Source organism: Staphylococcus simiae (assembly GCF_002902085.1).
Classification (GTDB): domain Bacteria; phylum Bacillota; class Bacilli; order Staphylococcales; family Staphylococcaceae; genus Staphylococcus; species Staphylococcus simiae.
Window position 1 is genome coordinate 1 of record NZ_PPQR01000055.1, and the last position, 24,712, is coordinate 24,712.

Below are 24,712 nucleotides of genomic sequence, written 5' to 3' on the forward strand. Positions count from 1 at the left end.
GTTTAACACCTTATTCAAAAAAATTAAATTGAACGGTTTAATTTAGTAATGCTTATTTTATTTATAAGCACTTGACTAATCGTAGGAAATAGAGAACCGTTTTTTGTTGTTAATGTGTTGATAATCTTGAATTGTATACCTATAAGGGGTATATTAGACATGTGAACAATAAGGAACGGAGGCTTAAATGTTGACTAATCATAATAAAATAACATTAGGTGTCACTGGTATGACGTGTGCCGCTTGCTCCAATCGTATCGAAAAGGTACTAAATAAAATGGACGGTGTTGATGCACAAGTTAATTTAACTACTGAAAAAGCAACGATTGATTATGACACTACACAATATCAAGTTGATGATTTTATTAATAAAATTGACAAATTAGGTTACGGTGTCGCTACAGATACTATTGAGTTAGATATTACAGGAATGACGTGTGCCGCTTGCTCTAACCGCATCGAAAAGGTCTTAAACAAAACAAGTGGTGTTAAAGATGCAACGGTAAATTTAACAACAGAACAAGCTAACGTTAATTTTTACCCCGAAGAAACTAATACAGATGCTATTATTCAGCGTATTCAAAAGCTCGGTTATGATGCCAGTGTGAAAGCAGATAATCAACACCAAGAATCACGAAAAGAACGTGAACTTAAACATAAATTATTTAAACTAATTATTTCTGCACTACTATCTTTACCATTGCTCATGTTAATGTTTGTACATTTATTTAATATGTCTATTCCAACACTGTTTATGAATCCGTGGTTTCAATTTGCCCTTGCAACTCCGGTACAATTCATTATCGGTTGGCAATTTTATGTTGGTGCCTATAAAAACTTGAGCAATGGTGCTGCCAATATGGATGTTCTTGTCGCTGTTGGTACAAGCGCTGCTTATTTCTATAGTATTTATGAAATGGTACGCTGGTTGAGTGGCACAACGACAGACCCTCATCTATATTTTGAAACAAGTGCAGTGTTAATTACTTTAATTTTATTTGGTAAATATTTAGAAGCTCGTGCCAAAACACAAACGACAAACGCACTTGGCGAATTATTAAGTTTACAAGCTAAAGAAGCTCGTGTTATAAGAGATAATCAAGAAATCATGATACCATTAAATGAAGTAAACGTTCATGATACACTCATCGTCAAACCTGGGGAGAAAATCCCTGTTGATGGTACAATTATTAAAGGTATGACATCTATTGATGAATCGATGTTGACTGGCGAATCTATCCCCGTAGAAAAAAATATTGGTGATAGCGTCATAGGAGCTACTATGAATAAAAATGGTACGATTACCATGACAGCTACAAAAGTTGGAGAAGATACTGCCTTATCTAACATCATCAAAGTAGTAGAACAAGCCCAAAGTTCTAAAGCGCCCATTCAGCGTTTAGCTGATATTATTTCCGGTTACTTTGTACCCATTGTTGTAGGTATTGCCTTACTGACGTTCATTATTTGGATTACACTTGTAAGACCTGGTGATTTTGAACCCGCTTTAGTTGCAGGTATTTCTGTCTTAGTTATTGCTTGTCCTTGCGCATTAGGATTAGCAACACCTACTTCTATTATGGTTGGTACAGGACGTGCTGCTGAAAATGGTATCCTGTTCAAAGGTGGCGAATTTGTAGAACGTGCACATCAAATTGATACAATTGTTTTAGATAAAACTGGTACAATTACCAATGGACAGCCTGTTGTAACTAACTTTACAGGTGATGATGATGCACTAAAATTACTAGCAAGTGCTGAAAAAGATTCAGAGCACCCTTTAGCGGACGCAATCGTTAACTACGCTAAAGATCAGTCACTACCTTTAGTTGAAACATCATCATTTAATGCGATTCCTGGTCATGGTATTGAAGCAACCATTGACAGCAACCATGTCTTAATAGGTAATCGTAAGTTAATGTCTAAATATGACATTACTTTATCTGAGCAGGCAACCAATGACCTATTAACATTTGAAAAAGATGGTAAAACTGCAATGTTAATTGCGATCAATCATCAATTTAATAGTATTATTGCTGTTGCTGATACTGTCAAAACCAATGCTAAAGAAGCCATTACGCATTTGCATAACATGGGTATTGAAGTAGCAATGTTAACAGGTGATAATAGTAACACTGCTAATGCTATCGCAAAACAAGTAGGTATCGATACAGTTATTGCTGATATTTTACCTGAACAAAAATCTCAACAAGTCGATAAATTGCAACAACAAGGTAAACATGTTGCAATGGTAGGTGACGGTGTCAATGATGCGCCAGCTTTAGTTAAAGCAGATATTGGTATCGCCATAGGTACAGGTACTGAGGTTGCGATAGAAGCTGCTGATATCACCATATTAGGTGGAGACTTACTCCTTATACCAAGAGCTATTAATATCAGTAAAGCGACAATCAGAAATATACGTCAAAATCTATTTTGGGCATTCGGATATAATATCGCTGGTATCCCAATTGCAGCGATGGGCTTACTTGCACCATGGGTTGCAGGTGCAGCAATGGCACTTAGCTCAGTCAGCGTTATCACTAATGCACTAAGATTGAAGAAAACAAAGCTAAGATAATGTAATAGGAGTGGGATAGCAATAAATTTCCAGCAAATTTATGTCGTATCCCATCCAGGTAAGAGTCACTTGAAATATAAAACATCAATAAATCAAGGTTTTATATTCCAAACAATGACTACTAATGACAACATATTAACGATAGACGGTTTGTTGTCCGTAACTCGTTACTTGAAATGGTTGTTGTAATAAACAAATTATTAACTAGGAGGTGAAAAAAATGGCTCAAGATATTTTAAAAGTAGAAGGTATGAGTTGTGCTCACTGTAAAAGTGCTGTTGAATCAGCTTTAACTGAGCTTAACGGTGTTGATTCAGCACAAGTTAACCTAGAACAAGGTAATGTTGAAGTTCAATATGATGATAGTCAAGTGTCAACAGCACAAATGAAAGACGCAATTGAAGATCAAGGTTATGATGTTGTTTAATCATAAGCGTTAATCAAATTGCTATTCACTAAAAAATAAAGGCATTTCATGTTTCCAATCATTTAATAATAATGAACGGAATGCATGAAATGCCTTTATTTAATTGACTCGTAATGCAGTATCACCAGTGTTCAATACATCAAGTGTTGCATTTAACGCATCAACAATTAAATTTTCTACAGCTGCTTCAGTATAAAATGCAATATGTGGTGTCAAAATAATATCTTGTCTATCAATTAATGTTTGCAATAAATCATCGTTTAATGCGTGGTTACGCTGATCACTAGGGAACAAACCACGTTCAAATTCATAAGTATCTAATGCTGCACCTTTAATTAATCCTTTATCTAGTGCTGATAATAATGCTTTAGTATTAACTAACGAACCACGTGCACAATTAACAAATATTGCACCTTTTTTAAACTGCGCAAAGATATGTTCATCGAATAAATAATGATTATATTTTGTTGCTGGGACATGCAAAGTCACAATATCCGCTTCTCTAACTGCTTCCTCTAAAGATGCTTTATAATCAACAAATTGTGCAACATGTTCATTTGGAAAAGGATCGTAAGCAACAACGTCACTTTGATATCCTTCAGCAAATATTCTAGCTACCACACTACCAATTCTTCCAGTACCAATCACTGCTACTTTTAAATCTCTAATCGATTGAGATAGAATAGATGGTTCCCATCTAAAGTCGTGCGCTATTACTTTTTGTTGAATATCATTAAAATTTCTTACCATATTAATCGCTTGAGTTACTGCAAATTCAGCAATTGAACTTGGTGAATATGACGGTACATTAGATACGATTAACTGATATTTATTTGCTAAATCAAGATCATAGGTATCAAAGCCCGCACTACGTTGTGCAATTTGTTTTATCCCAAATTGTTGTAGTTTGCTGTACATATTTTCAGTTAATGGTAGCTGTTGAGACAATGATAAACCATCAAACCCTGCCACTGTATCTATATTCTCTTCAGTCAAAGGTTCTGTCGTTAATTCAACTGTTACTTGATGTTCTGTTGCCCATTTATCAATATATTGTCTGTCTTCGTCACGTACACTCATAATTTTAATTTTTGTCATTCTCTTCATCCCCTTAAATTGCTATTTCTGATATAAATAGGCAATATCGCTTAATCGTTGTGCTGCTTCTGAAAGTTGTTGTTCATCTAAAGCTAAAGAAATTCTGACATAGTGTTTACCATTGTTCCCAAAAGGTATTCCTGGTGCAACTAAAATTGATTTCTCTGTTACTAAAAATTGTTCAAAACGCTCACTATCAAAGCCAGGTGGTGTGTGTAACCATGAATAAATACCACCTTTAGAATGAACATATGGTAGTCCAGCTTGTGCTAATTGAGCTTCAAAATAATTCCTGCGTTGTCTAAATGTGTCACTTTGTTGTATTAAAAAGTCATCATAATGATTTAAAGCATAAGTTGCTGCATCTTGTAATGCGCCAAACATCCCCGCATTCGTGTGTGTCTGATATTTTTTCAATGCTTGAATCATATCCTTATTCCCTACTGCAAAGCCTACTCGAAAACCTGACATATTATATCCTTTAGATAATGAATAGATTTCAATCGCCACATCTTTACCATGCTTTGATGCTAAGATACTTGGATTTTTAGCATCGAAACCAAAGGCACCGTATGCAAAGTCATGAACAATTTTTGTGTTGGTACCATAAATATTGTCAATCGCTTCATCAAACACCTGTTGTGTTGCTGTTGACCCTGTTGGATTATTCGGATATGTTAAATAAATTAATTTGGTCTTTAGCAACGTCTCTCGATTTACTGTCGACCAGTCAGGTAAATAATGTGGTGGTTCTAAATTTAAAGGTATAGGCTTGGCATCTGCTAATAACACCCCTGCTAAATAATCTGTATATCCAGGATCTGGTAACATGACATAGTCTCCTGGATTAACAATACATGTTGGTAAAGCTACTAATCCATTTTTTGTACCATATAAAATACACACTTCATCGTCTTTATCTAAAGTCACATTATATTGACGTTGATAAAAGTCTACAATCGCTTGTTTGAAGCTATCTTTACCATGAAACGCTCCATATTTTTGGTTTTCAGGAAGTTGTAATGCTTGTGCAAAGTGATCAATAATACCTTGTGGTGTTTGACCATCTGGTATACCAACAGCCATATTAATTAATGGTAGTGGCCCATGTTCAATGTGACGTCCCATCGTTTTACCAAAATAACTTTCCGGGATATCGGCAAGTTTATTAGAAATAATCATAAGTCCCCTCCTTTGACATTGCATCATTACGATTAATGATAAATTGAAGCAAATCAATCTATTTATATAGCTATGCTTTCAGTAAATTAATTATTATTGTATGTATCCCTAGTAATATTGTCAACATTCATAATATTCTAACATCAAAATGTAACTTGAATTATTTATTACCTTAATACACCTCTAACAGACAACAACAGCCTGAGACATTAAGTTCTAGGTTTAAGTAAAAAAAGACAATTTCTATTGAAAATTGATAGAAATTGTCTTTTTCGTTATTAATTTTGAAATAAACAGCTCGTTTTTTTTGAAGTATTTACATGTAAAATTACATAAAAAATGAAGTATTGTAGTGAAGACTCCTGAGGTAGGGACCCAACACAAAGAAACTGTGAAACAGTTTCTACAAGAAATGCAGGGACCCGTTATAGAAAAATTTTAAAAATAAAATTTTTACTTTAATGTGCAAAACGGGCATAGTTGGGCAGCAGTGCTAGTCGAAGACCAGGGCCCCAACAGAGAGAAACTGATTAAATCAGTTTCTACAAGTATTGCCAGTTGGGGTAGGCTGAGACAGCACCCTAGGAACGCGAAACTACAATACGGAGTATTGAACATAAAGAAGCACAAAGACGATTTAACAATAAAATCATCTTTGTGCTATTATTTTTGGGATTAATGTCCCAGGCTCTTGCAAGCAATGTTATTCAGTATTTTTCTCCGCACGTTCATTCGTACTAACAATTCATTTATGTCATTACAATAACGCTTATACTTAAAACTAAATGCCACTATTCATATCTTTAACCATTTCATCGACTGTTATTTTAGCACTTGTTAATACAATTGGAACACCAGCACCTGGATGGGTACTAGCTCCCGCAAAATATAAATCTTTATAGTCTCTAGAGACATTGGCTGGTCGATAATAATTACTTTGTGCTAATGTTGGCATCAAACCAAAAGCCGCACCAAATTTAGCATGATATGTTGTTACAAAGTCATTAGGTGTAAATATTGTTTCTGAAATAACATGTTCAGTAATATTCTCTAAAGCTTTAATCGTTGCTACTTTATGATAGATAATATCTTTCACTTGTTTAATAAGTTCTTCATTATTCCAATCTATAGTACCTGTTTTCAGTTCTGGCGTGGGCATTAATATATATAACCCTGTTTGACCTTGAGGTGCTAATGATGGATCTGCTACAGCTGGTACATAGACATAAATAGATGGATCTTGCGACAAACGACCTCCAAAAATCTCTTCAATATTGTTACGGAAATCCTCAGAGAAAATGACGTTATGTAGTAACACATCATTGGTTATATCGATATCAATACCTATGTACATTAGAAAAGCTGAACATGAATAATCTAAACGTTCAATTTTTTGAGGTGGGTATTTTTTAATCGGTGCATTCTCAGGCATTAGATGTTCAGCGATATAAGGAAAATCAGCAGTACATAACACCTTATCGAAACGTTTAATGTCACCATTTACTTTGATGCCATCAGCCTGTTTAAATTTAGGATCTATGATAATTTGTTCAATGTTCGCATTTAATTCAATGTCAACAGCGAGATCTTTATTAAGTTTGGCAAGTCCTTTAGCCATGCCATACATGCCACCTTTAATAAAATGGACACCAAACATCATCTCAATCATTGGGATAATAGAATATAATGATGGTCCACGCTTAGGATCTATACCAATATATAATGTTTGAAATGCTAATAACTTTTGAATCTTTTCGTTATCAATATATTGTTCAATTAACTGATCTGCATGATTCAATGTTTTTAGTTTGGCACCTTGAATGAGTGACGTCATATTATAAAAGTCGCTAGGTTTACGATAGGTCTTTTCAAGAAAATACTTACGCGCAATTTCATATCTTTGATACACATCCGTTAAAAACGACATAAATCCATGTGTTGATCCCGGTTCAATACTTTCAAGCATGTGCTGTAATTCTGCTAGATCTGTAGGTACTGTGACACGGTCATCTTGATCAAAATAGACATCATATATATAACGTAACTGTTGCATATCAATATAATCTTCAGCTCTTTTACCACAATCTTCAAAGACTGCTTTGTATACTTCTGGCATCATGACAATCGTTGGCCCCATATCAAAAGTAAAGCCATCTTTCTTCAATTGGTTCATACGACCACCAATTTGACCATTCTTTTCGAAAATGGTTACTTTGTTACCTTGTGCTGCCAAACGTGCTGCCGCCGCTAAACCTGTCACGCCTGCTCCAATTACTGCAATATTCATTATTTAACCACCTATTACTTTTTATATTTACGATTCACTTGTTGATATAACTTTGCCTTCTTACTCGTATTCACATAGACGCGTTCATGTAATGTATACTGTTGCAGTCGAACTTCTTCAAGTATTTGTCGATAAAGTCTAGCTGCTAACTCTATAATAGGTTGTGCTTCTTTATTAAAGACATCTATATTTTTCATTACATCTTGATAATCATTTTGTGCTAAACGTGCATAAGATTCCCATAAATGAATATAATTGGCATTAACACCATCATTAAATTGTCGCTCTATGTCCACGCTATATTGCTTTAAGCGTTGCTCACTAAAGTATATACGTCCATTTTCAAAGTCTTCTCCAACATCCCTTAAAATGTTGATCAACTGCAATGCTTCACCTAATTGTCTCGCAATATCATACGTATGTTCAGTCGGATTATGACTCAAAATGGGTGTCAACACTTCTCCTACCGTTCCTGCAACTCCATAACAATATTCTAATAATGCATCATCTGTCTTAAATTGTGTAAAGTTTTGATCAGCGTATACTGTATCTATCAAGTTATAAAAAGATTGATAATTGATTGGATAACGTTGTGCTACAACTTGCAACGCTAACATCATACGACGATCACTCTGAAAATAATGATGTCCTTGTGGCTTCACTTCAATACTTTTGATATCATCTTTTATTTGATTTAAAAACTGAATATCCCCGTAAATATCAATGCTGTCATCTATTTTACGGCATACAGCATATATCGCCCATACAGCTTGACGCTGTGCTTTAGGCAGTAAATCAAAGGCATACGAAAAACTTTTTGAGTATTTCTTCATAATTTTATGACAATACTCAAAATTTCTATCCATCATTGGCATATTTCGTCCCCCTTGTCTATTGGTATTGTTATATCTTATATTGACGACCTTTCCATTCAACAGCTGTAGATACATGCGTTTTCTTCCATGATAAAAGGAATACTGCAACAAAAAATATAAATAACAGTGGATGGCATATCATTAATAACAATGAAAATTTACCTACTCTGTTATGCATTTTTATAAATTGATATGTGTAGATACTATACACAAATAACATCTTAGTGAAAGATACTTTTCTACTAACAACCCCTATACATAAAGCTGTGAATGACGTCATTGAACCAACTAACCATATAACAATTGCTAACATTAATTTAGGATTAGTTTGACTAGCACCTGAAGAAAAGTGTTTCGTCCATCCTTGTAGTAAAGATGACAAGCCCTGCTGATACATTCGAAACTGAATGAAAGGCTTACCTTCGTATAAAGTTACAGGTAAATGATGCTTAGCATATGCATGTCCTAAAGCAAATCCTTCAATAATTTGATATTTAGCACATTGATGGCCATTGGTCATAACATAGTCTTGTTTATTTGTTACTGTCATAGGTCCAAATGCCTGATTGGATAGTTGTTTATCTGTTAAAGATGAAAATTGATTCATTCCTACAACTGTTAATAAATTAAATATGGCCGATAAACTTTCGACATAGGTCTCAGTGCGATGATATGGTTGTACGCTCAACAAACCACGCGATTGCTGTTGACGATATTGTTGTACAACTTGCTCTAAGCTATCTTTATGTGGCAAGTCAACATCAGCATCTATAAAAGTCAGTAATTCTGTTTGTGCATGATGCGCACCTTGATAACAAGCACGTGATTTACCAAACCATTCTCCACTGCTATCTTCTTCTACTGAATAAACAGTTGCACCATAATGTTTAGCAATGTCTACTGTCTGATCTGTAGAACCGTCATCCATGACAATGATTTCATGAGGATATGTCTGTTTCTGCAATGATTGGAGTAGCTTAACAATGCGCTCAGCTTCATCTCTAGCTGGGATAATAACTGTTAAAGACTTACTAAAATCTTTGACAAATGCTTTGCTTATAACATGTCTTCTATTAAAAATGATTGAGCCGCAAGCGATTGATATCGTAGTTAAAAATGTTAGTATTCGACTAATCCGTTTCATCCACGTCACACCATCTCATTATTTTCAATTTGCATAATTTTATCCGCGACCTGTTGACCACTTAATGTAACCATTGGCATTCCTCCACCAGGATTAACTGAGCCACCAACAAAGTACAAATTGTCAAAATACTGGCTTTCTTTCGGAAATTTAAACCCTTTGTTTTTCTTTTTATCTGCTACAACACCATATATTGCTCCACGATTCGAACGATAGTGTGCTTCGATATCTTCAGGCAGCCACATATCCTCAAAGACAATATGCTGCCTTAAATCTGTTAATCCCATTTTTTCCAATTTATTTAACACTCTATCTCTAAGCTTCAAATAATCTTTTTTGTCAAATGGCTGATCTTGAATATAAGGAATATGAGGTAATACTTTAATATTTTCATAACCTATTGGCGCTTGTGTTGAATCAGTTTTATTAGTATTAACAAGATATATTGTTGGGTCATCAGGCAAGACTTTATCATGAAATACCTGCTGATAATTAAATTTTGAATCTTGGGAAAAGAAGAAATTATGATGTGCTAATTGCGGATAGCGACAATCAACACCTAAATGTAATACTAATCCTGAACTTGCTGGTTCAAATGTCATTTCCAATTTGTCTATCGTATGTTGATTAAGATGTAGTAAGTATTTATAAGTTGGTATGACTTCCATATTAGAAATAATATAATCTGCATCATATACTTTACCGTTACTTAACCTTACGCCTGTCACACGTCGGTGATAAGTTTGAATATTATCAACACTCACACCCGTATGAATATCAACACCTTCTTCAAGTGCTAACCTTTCTAAAGCATTGGCTAAATGATGAAGGCCACCATCGACATACCATAAACCCTGTTGTTGTTGCATATGGAACAACATCGATAAGACGGCTGGTGCATCATAGGATGATGAACCTACATATTTAATAAAATAACCTAACATTTCTCTTAAATATGGATTACTGATACGTTTATCAATCGCTTGTTGCATCGTATGAAAATAGTCATACGCTATGAGTGCATGTAATGGTCCATGATATCTAATAATCTCAGTCAAGTTATCTAAACCTACATTAAAATAACCTTTTTCTGTCACTCGATGTATTTTACGACTATATTCTAGATAATCTGACAGTTCTCTTGCGTCTTGTTCAGTTAAATGATTATTATGCATTAATGTATTAGCAATACCTTCATACAAATCAATCACTTGTCCGTCAGGGAAGAAACTTCTCCATTGTAATGGCAGACGACGAATATCCACGTAATCTGACATACGTTTATTACTATAAGTAAAAAGTTGTTCAAAAATATATGGCATTGTCAAAATTGAAGGCCCCAAGTCAAAACCAAAGCCATCTTTGTCTAAACGATTCACTTTACCACCTATGTGTTTATTTTGTTCAAATAATTTAACATCAAAACCATTTTGTGCCATGCGAATTGCTGCAGAAATACCACCTAATCCACCACCAATAACAATTATTTTTTTCATTTTCAGTCACCCCTTAAAGTTCTCAAACGTAATATACGTCGTAATCTTGGACGATTATATCGCTGTACTATAATAATAGGTAGGTTAACGATGAGCACATACAGTACATTAATTATTTTCAAATAGTTAGGTGTATAAACAAAAATAACTACAGGTAATATAGATAACCAATGTATGAGTTCCGCCCGCTCCGTTTCTACGATCATGGTTTCTACAGTATTCGAATCGTACGCTGTTAAATGTTTCTTATTATATATGTTAGAATTAAATTTTTGACCCTCTGGAATCAATTTCTTCCATAGATGAACTTTAAAACGGCTTTGCCAAAACTTTCCTCGCTGTTCAAATTTAAAATTGTTGAACCAATAGTGATGTTTAACAAAAAATTGACGTGGTATATAAGTTCCAACATGAGCAATAATAAGTTGTACTGAAGACCAATAAATACTATGTAAAACGATTAACTTAATTAATTTGATTGATTTTTTCATTAATTCAAACAACTTTCTAATATTTAGTTAAATCATATAACGTTATATTTAATTCCCTAATTATTAGTTATTCAAACCGTCGACAGCATGATTAAAAGATATTAAAAAAGGTTTTCTAACAAATCGGACTGATACATAATTAATTTTTATTTAAAATTATTCGCTTTTTATCAGTTCTAAAAAATAGAGAACATTAAAAAAACGCCAACATCCTCTGTGAAAAGAGAACATTGACGTTGTCATCATATTATCGATTTCGAATTAGTGAATGTAATTATATGAACTAGCTTGGCTAGCTGAGATAGTACGTGATGTTATAACTCCAGCACCATGACCATAGTTCATTTCTGATACTTTAACTGAACCGTTACTATTAACGCTTTCAACATATGCAACGTGACCATACGCACCTTGAGTTGTTTGCATGATTGCTCCAGCAGCTGGTGTATTATTTACTGTATAACCAGATCTAGCTGCAGCGTTTGCCCAGTTATTAGCATTGCCCCAAGTAGAACCAATTTTACCACCTACACGGTCGAATACATAATATGTACATTGACCTGAAGTATAAAGGTTGTTAGCTGATCCGTTACCAGTAGATACTGATTGTCCATTTGATGATGGTGCAGAAGTTGATGTAACGTGAACGTTATTACTTGTTGCATTATAGCTTGCACCTAAACCACCAGTACGTTGATTGTTTGAAGATGCTTGATTATTGTATGAATAGTTATAGTTGCTGTAATTATTGTAGTTGTTAGTGTTTTGTGAATAATTATTATAGCTGTTGTAGTTATTGTAATTATAGCTATAGTTATTATAATTGTTATAATTGTTGTAATTAGTATAACCATAGTTGTTATAGTAATAGTTTGTGTTGTTTTGTTCTACTTGACTTGGATCGAAGTTACCAGTCCATTTATAGTGATAATTCCCTTGTGCATCAATTGTATAAGTGTAACTATATGATTGTGCATCATTTGGGTTATAGCCTGCGTTATTTTGTTCTGCCGCATGTGCGTCATGTCCTGCAAATGCGATTGTAGCGAATCCTGCTGTTGCGATAGTAGCTGTAGCGATTTTTTTCATAAGTAAATATCCTCCTAATAATTTAAAACAGTTTATATTATCGAAAGTCTCTCAAGACCTTATAATGTTAATATTTTATTTTTTCAATTTAATCAAACAACAAAACCATATATTTCATTGTTTTTTCAACAAGACAAACTATAACAAAAAACAAAGTACTTGTGTGCCTTGTTATCAGATTGTAACTTGATTCTAATAATCACTTTGTTACTGTAATGTTTATCATCTAAATATTCAAATAATTCAAAAACGCCACACAGCAGACTTCAAAGTATTAAAAAACACCAAATCATTCAAAATAACTATGCTAATTACAAGAATTAAACTTGTGCATTGTAATATTTTAAATGTTTGGTGTGTAATATTATTTTGCTGTTTTTTCGTGTTCTTCTATTGTTTTAACGATTAAATTAGTTAATGCTTTCGCTCCTGAATATTCTAAATGAATACCATCGTAAGCGAAATATTCTGGGTGTCCACCAGATGCTTTATACCAATCTACTAAATGTACGTTTGAACGTTTTTTAGCAGCATCATAAATCAATTTATTGATATTACTCTCATAATTTCTAGGTACCCTGATAGAAACTAAGTAAACATCCGCTTTACCAAAACTATCTAATAACTCGTTCAATTGATCCTTGGTAAATTCTCCATTAGTACCTAATTCCACGATGACACTTTGACCTTTTTTCGAATAGTCCTGATATTGAGACTTAATAATCGGAATAGCATCAACTAATTGACGACCTACTTTACCATCAATTTGTGCATTTGGTACTTTATCAGTAAAGACATCCCCAATATCAACCATCACTGAATCCCCGATTAATAATGGAGACATTTTAGAGACGTCTACTTTGCCATTTTTAGTTGGCGTTTTATCCGATTTGGCAGGTGTTTTTTTAGTCACTTTCTTGTTGTTTGTTTTAAATTCTGTTTTCTTTTCTTTCTTTTGTGCTTCATGTTGCTTACCTAAAGCATCAAATTGACCGCTTAATACAATTAATGATGGTACTAACAGCACAATGACAACTACAGTTCTCATAAATTTATTAAGCTGTTTAGGTTTAATAGTAAATGCTTTAAAACCTTTTTTACGTATAGGTGTTTCAATAAAGCGATATGACAATTCAGCCATGGCAAATGTTAGTATAATTTCTAACAGATATACATAGACAGGAATTTGACCTTGTACATAATAACTATTCATAAAGACAATAATTGGATAATGCCATAAGTACAAACTATATGAGCGTTTACCTATAAAGATAAATAACCTCATACTTAAAAATTTAGCAAAGATACTTGATGGATGTACCGCTGTAGCAATAATCACCAAGGTAAATCCTGAAATAATATAGAACCCACCATTGTAAATCCATTGATCTTGATCACCAACTATAAAGAACAATGTGAGTAAGGCTATAAAGCCAATCGTTCCTACTATATCTAGTGACACAATCGATTTCTTTACTACATCTTTTCTCAAAGAGAATGGTGGCCAAACAAAGGCTAGAATACAACCTAACAATAGCGTTTGTAATCGCGTGTCAGTACCGAAATAGACACGTGAGTTATCACCAGTCATTAAATGAATGACGATCATCAATACTAATGAGATAACTGAAATAATAAATAAAGTTTGTATAATTTTTCTTGGTTTTAATTTATGTAATAGTAATAATAATATAGGTGGGAAAAAGACATAAAATTGTTCTTCGATTGCTAGGGACCATAAATGTTTTAATGGTTCAATAGCAAATTGATTGAAATAGTCTACATTTTGAGCAATGTACCACCAGTTAGATACATAAAAGATCGCTGCAATAGCATCTTTTTTCATTTGTATAATGAGCTCAGGTTTAAATAATAATGTAAAAATAAGTACTGCACTAATTAAGAATAGCACTGCTGGAATTAAGCGTTTTAATCGTCTCTTCCAAAACTCTATTAAATTAATCGTTCCTGTTCGATAATATTCACTAAGTAATAAACTTGTTATTAGGTAACCAGATATAACGAAAAATGTATCTACACCTAAAAATCCTCCACTCAACCATTGTGCATTCAAATGATAGATAAGAATTCCAATAACTGCAAAGGCTCTCAAACCATCTAAACCTGGTAAGTATCGAGGAGCATATATTTTTTCTAAACGTTTAAAGTCTTTTGTATCCATATATGAACGCTCCATTTACTATTTATCTAATCTGTAGCATATCATAATATTTTAAAAATTAACATATATGTTTTAGATTCATTAATTAAATTAACCAATATTCATTATTTTTCTAATTTTCAAATAATATAGTAGGCAACTGTTTATTCGTTCAATTTAACTAGATGGCGGTTAATTTATAGTGACTCATTGTCAAATTATCTTATCAACCGAATTTATTATAGAACCACATCATTTTGATAATCATGTCATCGATTATTATTATAAACTAAGAAAGCAGCCTAATGAGAAATCTCATAAGACTGCCGTCGTCGCTTGTATAAATCGATTCATTATTTAGTAATGAATCAGAAATTGTACGATTATCAAATGTCGCCACATTAGCCAAACGTACAACCAAATATAGTTTAACACCTTATTCAAAAAAATTAAATTGAACGGTTTAATTTAGTAATGCTTATTTTATTTATAAGCACTTGACTAATCGTAGGAAATAGAGAACCATAATCATCCATACAATATTGTGAATTAAAATTGAACTAAAAAAAGCCCTCCCCAATGTTCTTTGGAAAGGACTTTGTCTTGCTAATTAATATGATAGTGGAATTACTTTCCCCAAGCACTTAAACCTTGTGCTTTGAATGCTTTATCTGCTGCATCGATTTGTTGGTCAACTGTGTTAGTTGGCCCCCAGCCTGGCATTGTTTGGAATAAACCTGAAGCACCTGATGGGTTGTGAGCATTTACTTGACCATTTGATTCACGAGCAATAATTGCTTCCCAAGTTGAAGCTGGAACACCCGTACGTTGAGCCATGATTCGAGCTGCATATGAACCAATTGCTCCTGCAGTGTTACCGTTACTTAATCTAACTGAACTTGATGAAGCTGTGCTTGTTGTGTAGTTAGCTGATGGAGCTGAAACTGTTTCAACGTTAGCATTGCTTGATTGAGCATTGTTGCTTACTGCTTGAGTAGTTGTAGCTTCTTGATTGTATGAAGCTGAGTAGTCAGTAGTACCTTGAGCTGCTGTAGTTGCGAAGCTTGTAGTTTGACCATTAGCTACATCATAACTCCAAGCCCAAGTATGACCGTCTGAAGTAAAGTTATATTGGAATCCACCTTGTACGAAATGGATATCATATGCACCATCTTGGATTGGAGCTGCATTTAATTGTTCTGGGTGGTTATGTGCTAAGTCTACTAAGTGTGCTTGGTCAACATTAGTTTCTGCTGCATGTGCTTGATGACCTGAAGTTGCTGCATAACCTGTTACGCCTAATGCTACTGCTAATGATGATGCGATAATTGTCTTTTTCATAATAATAAATCCTCCAATAATAATTGTATCTTTTATGTTTGATTGTTATTTTTAATGTTAATTTGTCGTAGTGCTTTAATTAAAATGTGTTCTTATTTCTTTCAACGGTATTCACTATATCATAAAAAAAACCTTTGTAAATTACGCTGGGTTTACAAAACATTACAATATCACAGTCGTTTTGTAATGTTGAAATACAATTGTTTTATACCGTAACATGCAAATTTTACACCTAAATATCTATATTCCCCTTAAAAAGCTTGTCATTTCATAACAAAATAACAATATGCCACTCAACTTCTACAACTATGTAATATTACAGATTGTGTTTTTGTTACATCACTGTAATAGTTCTGACTTTTATCATTATCGATTTTTCGTACCCTTTTTACATTAAAAATACAAAAAACAGCAATCTAGATATTTTAGACTGCTGTCTTATTGAAAACAATTTATTAAAGATACGTAACTGACATCATTTATCAAAAAATTTATGTGGTCATCCTACTTTGGCAAGACTCATTACGTTTATATTATAGATAAAGTACTTTTTATCTCTAGTTATTCCTAATATCACTCTTACTGTTCAAAGTTTTTTTAATTAGCCCATAAATTTAAAGATATCATTAGTATAAAGTCGGCAAATTTTACGATAAATGATATCTGCAATGAAAGCAGTAGCAAATGGTACTACAAAAAATGCAATAACAATGAGTAATAAACTTAACCATGCAGAATCAACATGCATAAATTTAAATGCATTGATTGGCCCTACCATACCTATGAAACCAAATCCTGCAGATTCTTTCGTTCCATAAATACCTATTAGTGCTGACATTAGTCCTGAAATAATGGCTGTGGTTAATATAGGTAGCATAATAATTGGATATTTCACCATATTAGGCATCATCATTTTTACACCACCAAAAAATACTGATAGTGGAACACCTAAACGATTCACTCTGCTTGTACCTATAATAAGTACCGCTTCAGTTGCTGCAATTCCTATAGAGGATGATCCTGCTGCTAGTCCCGCGATACCAATAGCAATCGCTATAGCCACAGTAGATAATGGCGAAATAATAATAAAACTAAATACCATTGAAATTAAAATACTCATTAAAATAGGTTGTAGTTCTGTAAAACTATTAATCATATTACCAATACCAGTAGTGATTAATCTTACATAAGGTAATATAAGAATACCTATTGTGGCAGATATTCCACCAACAACTGTTGGATAGATAATCAATGCCATACTACCAACACGGTGCTGAATCAATAATATGATTAATACTGCAATTGCTGCAGTTATCATTGTGTTAATTAAGTCCCCAATACCAGTAATGACCCAAACACCGTTTTTAAATTGTGCAGCACCGCTACCTACATATGCTGCACTGGCTACAACAGCAATCGCTAAAGGTGTCAAATCAAACTTCATTGCTATTAACGCACCAACTAATGCTGGTACTGTAAATTGAATAGCAACAACTACACCTAACAACGTTTTAAAAATTGGATAGTCATGCATAAAATATTTAAATATTTCTCCTAGAATTGCATTTGGAACTAATCCAGCAACAATCCCTATAGCTACACCTGATAACACTCTAAAAACAAAGTCTTTAGGTGTGATGGTTTTGATTGAAGTCATAAATCATCCCTCCATGTCACTATTAAAAATCTAGTATGTATAAAAAAAGAGCCTTAAGTTATTACACTACAAGCATAAATTCTAAGATGTGCATGCCGATGTTGTTATATTTAAGCTTGCAACATTATAAATAACCTAAGACTATGAGCAATAGTATACCATAAAATTCTGAATATTTAGATAATATTTTCAAAAATTTTGTGTCAACGAAATACATAATACTACTAATTATTGTTATTATATTTAATTGCTCTCTAGGGAGAAATGTCTAATTGCTAAAAATACAATATAATATAGAAGAAAGACGATTAATTTTCTGTGACATCATTCAATATTAATGACTGTCTAGCCTCTCCGCCTTAGTATGTTACGTTAGTCAGTCGTGCTTTTATGTTGACTTTCCTTGCTAAGCATTCGATAATTTAACTATTAATTAAATCAACATATGTTAGATAGGTGACAAATGATGGAAAGTGAAACAATTGATCCACGAATTATTAGAACAAAGCAATTACTTGTAGATGCCTTTCAAAAGGTTTCTCGAGAAAAAAGGATGTCCCAAATCACTGTGAAAAATATTACAGATGAAGCAACTGTCAATCGTGCAACATTTTATGCTCACTTTACCGATAAAGACGATATTCTCGACTACACATTATCTGTAACTATTCTTAAAGATCTCAATGATAATCTAAATATTTCAGAAGTTATTAATGAAGAGATATTACGTAATATCTTTATTTCAATTGCTAAATACATGATTGATGTACAACAATTTTGCAAACTAAATAGTGAGATTTTTTGCCATAAAGCACAACAACGTATCAATAATGAATTAGAAGATATCTTTGCTATCATGCTAGAAAACAGTTATCCAGAACAACCACGAGACATTATTGTTAACAGTGCGAGCTTTTTAGCTGCTGGCATCTCCGGACTAGCGTTGCATTACTTGCATACAAGTAAAGATACACCAGAAACTTTTATTAATCATAATTTACCATTCTTAATTCAACACATTACACAATTATAGTTATATAGTAAGCATAAACTTTTTAATAAACTAAACTGTACAACTGATTCATACTTTATTGGAAGGAATCTTCCTTTGATATTATGGATCAGTTGCTTTTTTATCTCTAAACAACAGTTTGCTACTTTTGTTGCTTAGGCAACATAAGTTGCGAGCATGTTAGTTGGCAAATGGTCTTGGTAGTAGTATAGTATATCTAAACAACAAATGTTGTATAAATAACAGGCGTTGTTTAATACTTAAAAAGGAGGGATTGACGTGAGCGACATTGCCGAGCACGAGGGATTCAACAGAACATTTCATAATCATAAATTAACTTTAGGTTTATCTATACCATTCGATCAACAACATGAGGATTTGTCTTTCGATACACAAGCACGTTTGGCACAGCACGCTGAGTCATTAGGTTTCGCTAGTTTATTTGTACGTGATAACCCATTATATAGTCCACATTTAGGCAACATTACACCTAATTATGACCCATTTGTCTTTTTAAGTTACCTAAGTGCTTTTACAAATAACATAGCTTTAGGAACTGCAAGCATTGTTGCTACTTTACGTCATCCAATCCACGTAGCAAAAGCTGCTGCTTCGTTAGATTTAATATCTCATGAACGTTTACTATTAGGTATGGCAACTGGAGATCGTTCTTTTGAATTCCCAGCATTTAACATTGATGACAAACAATTAACAACACACTATCAAACTGCTATCGCTTCAATGAGAGCATTATGGCAAGAGCATTCACCACATATTTCAAATTCTCTTGTTGAATTAACAGAAGATGCTGGTTTACAAGTATTACCCAAACATCATAATATCCCTATGTTTGCGACTGGCTATTCACGACAAGATATGTCATGGATTCAACAACATATGGATGGTTGGTTGTTTTATGCTCAACATTTTCAAGATCAAAAGAAATTAGCAACTGAATGGCATAGTGGCACCGAACATTTCAAACCATTTATAAATGTATTGGCAATTGATTTATCAACTGACCCTAATGAACGTATTAAACCAATACCTAATGGTTATCGTTTAGGTCGTCACGCCTTACTACAAACATTAAAAGCATACGAATCAATTAATACAAATCATATTATTTTACGATTTGTAAATAACAATAGAACATTGGAAGACATGATGGATGAAGTCGGAACCTATATTGTACCGCACTTCCAAACACATGATCATTAGGAGGAAATAATAATATGAAAATTTTAGATAGAATTAACGCACTAGCAAATAAAGAAAAAGTACAACCATTAACAACAGCTGAAAAACAAGAACAACATGACTTGAGACAAGACTACTTGAAAATGATCAGAGGACAAGTACTAACAACATTCTCTACTATGAAAGTTGTTGATCCACTTGGACAAGATGTTACACCAGATAAAGTTTACGACTTACGTGAACAATATGGTAATGTGCAACAATAACTCATAATGACATAATATAAAGGCTCGCAAAATGATGACAATAATCACCATTTGCGAGCCTTTTTCTTATGTTACCTTTATTAACAAACTAAGAAATTAAAATGATGACCGTCTAAATCTTTAAACATAGCACCATAATAACCTTGGCTTACCGTAGGTTCTTGTATCACAATACCTCCAGCTTGCTTCACTTTAGCTACTAATTGATCTACTTCTTCGTTCGTCTTCACACCCAATGAAATCATCACTTCATTTGGCATAGTGACAACATTTTGTTGACTAACATTTTCGAAGTGATTATTTTCAATTAATATCACTGTTGTATCACCGATAGCAATACCTAGCATTTTATCAAACATATCAGGATTCTTCTTAATTTCAAAACCAAGTGCACGATAAAACGCTTCGCTCTTATCAAGATTTGCTACGTGTAGATTAAACCACATTCCTTGAATCATCATTATTTCTCCTTTTTAAAATCCAACTTCTTTAATCCATTGTGCCAAAGTGAGTTTATGAGGATTCATTTGAGACATCATTTCAAAATCAACCACATACCCTTTATCTTGTAACCAACTTTTTTCAGCAGTACCACTTACAAACTCACCTTCAATATGCGTATCTTTACCTGTTACTGCACTAAAAGTATCAACAACTTCATTCAATGTTAATTCATCAGAAGCAATTTCAATCGCTTGATGGTTATATTGTTCAGGATGATTAAACACTTCTGCTGCAATCTTAGCAATATCAATAGAAGATATCATCGCAAATTTAACTTCCGGTGCTATAAATTCAGGTATCGTTATACTATTATCTTCTACTTTAGTAATACGCAAAAAATTATCCATAAAAAATGATGGCTTAATTATAGTGTAATTCAATGAAGACGCACTGAGCATATCTTCTATTTGTGCTAAAGCCTCAAAATGTGGTCCCGTACGATCACGATTAACACCGCCAGCTGTACTATAGACGACATGTTGAATGTTTTGGTCTTGTGCTAAATCAATAATCATTTTACCTTGTCTTAATTCTTCGCTAACATCTTCTTTGATAATGGGTTGCACACTATAAAGACCATATTGTCCAACCATCGCTTGTTTTAAACTGTCTTCATTACTTAAATCACCTTCAACAATTGTTAATTCAGGATGATTAATCGTTGTTAATTTATCATTATGTTTATCTCGTGTTAATGCGTTAACATGCCAACCGTCAGTCAATAATTGCTTAACAACTGCATTCCCTTGTTTACCAGTTGCCCCAATAACTAAAATACTTCTCATGCAATCTCTTCCCATCTTTATCTTAAAAACCAATAATCTTCTTTATTTCCCTTTAAGTACGTATATTCTTCTGGTTGTTGTCCTTGCGCTTTAATGTTGTCATTGATAACGTCTCTGACATCCCATACAAGATGAATAAAACGTTGTAATTTATTACCGAAAATACCTCTTGGTGATTCCATTGCTAATACTTTTTCTACTTCAGCAGGAGAAATCTTTAATTGTTGTGCTATATCTTCAGTAGTTAATGTAGCATCACGAAAATGCGCTTGTAACTCATCTTTAGTAATACGAATCTGTTCTTTATTTAATGACATATACAATCACTTCTTTCTATTAATCAGTTCACTTCTTTATTATGTCATATTAATTGATATCTGTTATAACACGTTTTATAATAAACGGAGAGTTATCCGTTTGTCAATTTAAACTAATTTAAGAAGGTGATGTTTTGCGCAAAGACGCTATAGAGAATCGGCAACGCATAGAAGAAACTGCCCTTCAACTTTTCAATGAAGAAGGCGTCAATAATGTGAGTATGAATCGTATTGCTAAAGAATTAGGTGTGGGTATGGGAACACTTTATCGTCATTTTAAAGACAAAGGTGATTTGTGTTATAGCTTAATCCAAAGAGATGTCGATGATTTTTTAACTAAATTATATCAAACTAAACATCAATATCATTCTGCATACGATATTTTAGATGCTTCATTAACGTTATTATTGCAATTCAAAGTAGATAACCAATCATTGCTACATTGTATTGAACAAAATAAAAATAAAACACGCTTTTTCCAAAGTAAGTTTTATCAACAATTATTTAATTTTTATTATTCAATTTTTGACAAACTCGATACTCAATTCGCAACATTTAAAGCAGATATGCTGATTCATTCATTATCCACTCAAATTTTTGAGTTTCAAAGAGAAGATAGGACACTATCAATAGATCAATACAAGGCATTTTTATTACAAATTTACTATACAGATGAGGTGACAAGTAATGACTAAAATTGTGTTAATTACTGGTGGAAATAAAGGGCTAGGCTATGAAAGTGCTAAAGCACTTAAAGACCTAGGTTATAAAGTATATATTGGTTCACGTAATGACGAACGTGGACAACAAGCCTCACAAGAACTTGGTGTTCACTATGTTCAATTAGATGTTACAAGTGATTATTCAGTTACTAATGCTTACAATATGATCGCCCAAAAAGAAGGTCACCTTGATATCTTAATTAATAATGCTGGTATTTCTGGACAATTTGCTGCTCCAGCCGACATCACGCCAAGAGATATTGAAAAGGTTTATAATACGAACGTCTTCGGTATTGTGCGTATGATGAACACTTTCATTCCACTATTAGAAAAATCTGAACAACCTGTCGTTGTTAATGTAAGTAGTGGCTTAGGTTCATTCGGTATGGTTACTAATCCAGAGACTGCTGAATCACAAGTGAATTCTCTAGCATATTGCTCATCTAAATCAGCAGTAACAATGTTAACGTTACAATATGCGAAAGGTTTACCAAATATGCAAGTTAATGCTGCTGATCCAGGATCAACTAATACTGACTTAGTTGGTGATTTCAGTAATAATGCGAAACCAGCGTCTGAAGGTATTAAGCCTATCATTGAACTTGCAACGATTGATGAGCACGGACCAACTGGCACATTTATAGATGATAATGGTACGGTGCCTTGGTAATTTGTTAGTCGTTGCTACTTACTGTACAAGGTGATGCGATAATGACAACAATATATAGAATCTTACTAAATATTTATATGCAAAATACATTAAATTAAACTGCAAGGGAGTGGGACAGAAATAAAATTTATTTCGTAGATGCCCGTCTTGCACATTAAAGTAAAATCCACACATGGATTTTTGATGACGGGTCCCTTGCCCAACTTGCATTGTCTGAAAAAACTGACTAACCAGTTTTTTTGTGTTGGGTCCCTTCCACCCCGGCAAGACTGACTAGGTTTTCAAAACGTTGATAAATCGACGTTTTAAAAACCAGACAGTTACTGCCAAATTTTTAATTTCAAGTGTAAAACGCCTTATTTCACAGGCTCATAGGAGGACTTGTCATGAAAAGTATTAATTTCGAAGAACATTATGTTGTTAATGATATTCAACAACAAACGATGAAATATATGTCACAAGACCCTAATGGTGTACCAATGCAAACTATGCTTGAAGGTCTAGAACAAAAATCTGGTTTTACGGATACCGATGACATTACACATCATGATAAACGTATTAAGTTCATGGATGAGCAAGATGTTCAAATGCAAGTACTATCATATGGTAATGGGGCACCATCTAACTTAAAAGGCCAACAGGCTATTGATCTTTGTCGTCAAGCAAATGATACGTTACATGATTATATTACAAAATACCCTGACCGTTTCGTTGGTTTTGCGACGTTACCAATAAACGAACCACAAGCAGCTGTTGATGAATTGAAACGTTGTATGACTGAATTAGGTTTCAAAGGTGCTTTAATTATGGGGCACCCTAATAGCGGTTTCTTAGACCAAGATGACTATGACGACTTATTTAAAACAGCTGAAGCACTTAATGCACCTATTTATTTACATCCATCACCTGTCACTAGCGATGTTTACCAAGCTTATTACAAAGGTAACTATCCTGATGTAACAGCAGCAACATTTGCCTGTTTCGGTTATGGTTGGCATATAGATACTGGTATTCATGCCATTCATCTCGTATTAGCCGGTATCCTGGATCGCTATCCAAAACTAAATATTATTATTGGTCACTGGGGAGAATTTGTACCATTCTTCTTAGAACGTATGGATGACATTCTGTTTGCAGATCATTTAAAACATCCTATTAGTTATTACTTCAAAAATAATTTCTATATCACACCTAGTGGTATGTTAACGAAACCTCAATTTGACTTAGTGAAACACGAATTTGGTGTTGATCGCATTTTATATGCAGCAGATTATCCATATATTGAACCAAGTAATTTGGGTACTTTCTTAGATACTTTAGGTTTAACTGAGGATGAAAAAGAGAAAATTAGTTATAAAAATGGTGCTAAATTATTAGGTTTAGAATAAATTTAGCGTCTAAATGGAG

At 33.5% G+C, this 24,712-nt stretch carries 22 protein-coding genes and 1 pseudogene; 9 read left to right on the plus strand and 14 right to left on the minus strand.

Annotated features, from left to right (window positions below; translation table 11 throughout):
- The first annotated feature begins 187 nt into the window (after positions 1–187).
- Both CD113_RS07425 and copZ read left to right on the plus strand, forming a co-directional pair.
- Positions 188–2,581, plus strand: a complete 2,394-nt coding sequence (locus CD113_RS07425; RefSeq protein ID WP_002462501.1) for a heavy metal translocating P-type ATPase — start codon at positions 188–190, stop codon at positions 2,579–2,581.
- Between the two features lie 220 nt (positions 2,582–2,801).
- The gene (copZ, locus tag CD113_RS07430) at positions 2,802–3,008 is read left to right on the plus strand and encodes a copper chaperone CopZ (RefSeq protein ID WP_002462500.1); all 207 of its coding nucleotides are present in this window, start codon (positions 2,802–2,804) and stop codon (positions 3,006–3,008) included.
- Between the two features lie 99 nt (positions 3,009–3,107).
- On the opposite strand, the gene CD113_RS07435 is transcribed toward copZ, so the two are convergent.
- From CD113_RS07435 to CD113_RS07475, 9 genes are all read right to left on the minus strand, one after another.
- Positions 3,108–4,106, minus strand: a complete 999-nt coding sequence (locus CD113_RS07435; protein WP_002462499.1) for a D-lactate dehydrogenase — start codon at positions 4,104–4,106, stop codon at positions 3,108–3,110.
- 21 nt (positions 4,107–4,127) lie between these two features.
- Positions 4,128–5,285 carry an aminotransferase class I/II-fold pyridoxal phosphate-dependent enzyme gene (locus tag CD113_RS07440; protein ID WP_088177456.1) on the minus strand — a complete coding sequence of 386 codons (1,158 nt, stop codon included), beginning with the start codon at positions 5,283–5,285 and terminating at the stop codon, positions 4,128–4,130.
- 784 nt (positions 5,286–6,069) lie between these two features.
- Positions 6,070–7,575 carry a phytoene desaturase family protein gene (locus CD113_RS07445; RefSeq protein WP_002464000.1) on the minus strand — a complete coding sequence of 502 codons (1,506 nt, stop codon included), beginning with the start codon at positions 7,573–7,575 and terminating at the stop codon, positions 6,070–6,072.
- A gap of 14 nt (positions 7,576–7,589) precedes the next feature.
- Entirely contained in the window at positions 7,590–8,450 is an 861-nt protein-coding gene (locus CD113_RS07450; protein ID WP_002463998.1) for a phytoene/squalene synthase family protein, read from the minus strand.
- Between the two features lie 28 nt (positions 8,451–8,478).
- Complete coding sequence (locus CD113_RS07455) at positions 8,479–9,594, minus strand: glycosyltransferase family A protein (protein ID WP_002463996.1); 1,116 nt, start codon at positions 9,592–9,594, stop codon at positions 8,479–8,481.
- 5 nt (positions 9,595–9,599) lie between these two features.
- The gene (locus tag CD113_RS07460) at positions 9,600–11,090 is read right to left on the minus strand and encodes a phytoene desaturase family protein (protein WP_002463994.1); all 1,491 of its coding nucleotides are present in this window, start codon (positions 11,088–11,090) and stop codon (positions 9,600–9,602) included.
- A 2-nt stretch (positions 11,091–11,092) separates the two neighbouring features.
- Positions 11,093–11,581, minus strand: a complete 489-nt coding sequence (locus CD113_RS07465; RefSeq protein ID WP_002463991.1) for a glycosyl-4,4'-diaponeurosporenoate acyltransferase CrtO family protein — start codon at positions 11,579–11,581, stop codon at positions 11,093–11,095.
- A gap of 261 nt (positions 11,582–11,842) precedes the next feature.
- Positions 11,843–12,670, minus strand: a complete 828-nt coding sequence (locus CD113_RS07470) for a CHAP domain-containing protein (RefSeq protein WP_095092803.1) — start codon at positions 12,668–12,670, stop codon at positions 11,843–11,845.
- Positions 12,671–13,034: 364 nt separating this feature from the next.
- The gene (locus tag CD113_RS07475) at positions 13,035–14,852 is read right to left on the minus strand and encodes an acyltransferase family protein (protein WP_002463561.1); all 1,818 of its coding nucleotides are present in this window, start codon (positions 14,850–14,852) and stop codon (positions 13,035–13,037) included.
- A gap of 229 nt (positions 14,853–15,081) precedes the next feature.
- Here CD113_RS07475 and CD113_RS07480 point away from each other — a divergent pair.
- Positions 15,082–15,236: pseudogene (locus CD113_RS07480) on the plus strand (IS110 family transposase); the annotation flags it as partial.
- A 222-nt stretch (positions 15,237–15,458) separates the two neighbouring features.
- Here CD113_RS07480 and CD113_RS07485 read toward each other — a convergent pair.
- Together CD113_RS07485 and CD113_RS07490 are read right to left on the minus strand one after the other, a co-directional pair.
- Complete coding sequence (locus CD113_RS07485) at positions 15,459–16,172, minus strand: transglycosylase SLT domain-containing protein (protein ID WP_002463639.1); 714 nt, start codon at positions 16,170–16,172, stop codon at positions 15,459–15,461.
- A gap of 601 nt (positions 16,173–16,773) precedes the next feature.
- Positions 16,774–17,829 (minus strand): PTS transporter subunit IIC, encoded by a 1,056-nt coding sequence (locus CD113_RS07490; RefSeq protein ID WP_002463641.1) that lies wholly within the window; start codon positions 17,827–17,829, stop codon positions 16,774–16,776.
- A gap of 463 nt (positions 17,830–18,292) precedes the next feature.
- Here CD113_RS07490 and CD113_RS07495 point away from each other — a divergent pair, with 463 nt between their 5' ends.
- The 3 genes from CD113_RS07495 (at position 18,293) to CD113_RS07505 (ending at position 20,307) form a co-directional block, all read left to right on the plus strand.
- Complete coding sequence (locus CD113_RS07495; RefSeq protein WP_002463644.1) at positions 18,293–18,862, plus strand: TetR/AcrR family transcriptional regulator; 570 nt, start codon at positions 18,293–18,295, stop codon at positions 18,860–18,862.
- A gap of 258 nt (positions 18,863–19,120) precedes the next feature.
- Positions 19,121–20,062, plus strand: coding sequence for an LLM class oxidoreductase (locus CD113_RS07500; protein WP_002463646.1), 942 nt, complete (start codon positions 19,121–19,123; stop codon positions 20,060–20,062).
- A 14-nt stretch (positions 20,063–20,076) separates the two neighbouring features.
- On the plus strand, positions 20,077–20,307 hold the full coding sequence (locus CD113_RS07505; protein WP_002463648.1) for a DUF896 domain-containing protein: 231 nt from the start codon (positions 20,077–20,079) through the stop codon (positions 20,305–20,307).
- An 80-nt stretch (positions 20,308–20,387) separates the two neighbouring features.
- Here CD113_RS07505 and CD113_RS07510 read toward each other — a convergent pair whose 3' ends face one another.
- The 3 genes from CD113_RS07510 to CD113_RS07520 are packed head-to-tail and all read right to left on the minus strand — an operon-like array spanning position 20,388 to position 21,913.
- Complete coding sequence (locus tag CD113_RS07510; RefSeq protein WP_002463650.1) at positions 20,388–20,765, minus strand: VOC family protein; 378 nt, start codon at positions 20,763–20,765, stop codon at positions 20,388–20,390.
- Positions 20,766–20,780: 15 nt separating this feature from the next.
- Positions 20,781–21,596, minus strand: coding sequence for an NmrA/HSCARG family protein (locus tag CD113_RS07515; protein WP_002463652.1), 816 nt, complete (start codon positions 21,594–21,596; stop codon positions 20,781–20,783).
- Between the two features lie 17 nt (positions 21,597–21,613).
- Positions 21,614–21,913, minus strand: coding sequence for a DUF2316 family protein (locus tag CD113_RS07520; protein ID WP_002463654.1), 300 nt, complete (start codon positions 21,911–21,913; stop codon positions 21,614–21,616).
- Positions 21,914–22,047: 134 nt separating this feature from the next.
- On the opposite strand from CD113_RS07520, the gene CD113_RS07525 reads away from it, so the two are divergent.
- The 3 genes from CD113_RS07525 to CD113_RS07535 all read left to right on the plus strand — a co-directional run bounded on the left by CD113_RS07525 (position 22,048) and on the right by CD113_RS07535 (position 24,693).
- Entirely contained in the window at positions 22,048–22,608 is a 561-nt protein-coding gene (locus CD113_RS07525; protein WP_002463656.1) for a TetR/AcrR family transcriptional regulator, read from the plus strand.
- Positions 22,601–23,305, plus strand: coding sequence for an SDR family NAD(P)-dependent oxidoreductase (locus tag CD113_RS07530; protein WP_002463658.1), 705 nt, complete (start codon positions 22,601–22,603; stop codon positions 23,303–23,305). Before CD113_RS07525 ends, CD113_RS07530 begins: the two co-directional genes overlap by 8 nt.
- Positions 23,306–23,691: 386 nt before the next feature.
- Positions 23,692–24,693, plus strand: a complete 1,002-nt coding sequence (locus CD113_RS07535) for an amidohydrolase family protein (RefSeq protein ID WP_002463710.1) — start codon at positions 23,692–23,694, stop codon at positions 24,691–24,693.
- Positions 24,694–24,712: the final 19 nt, after the last annotated feature.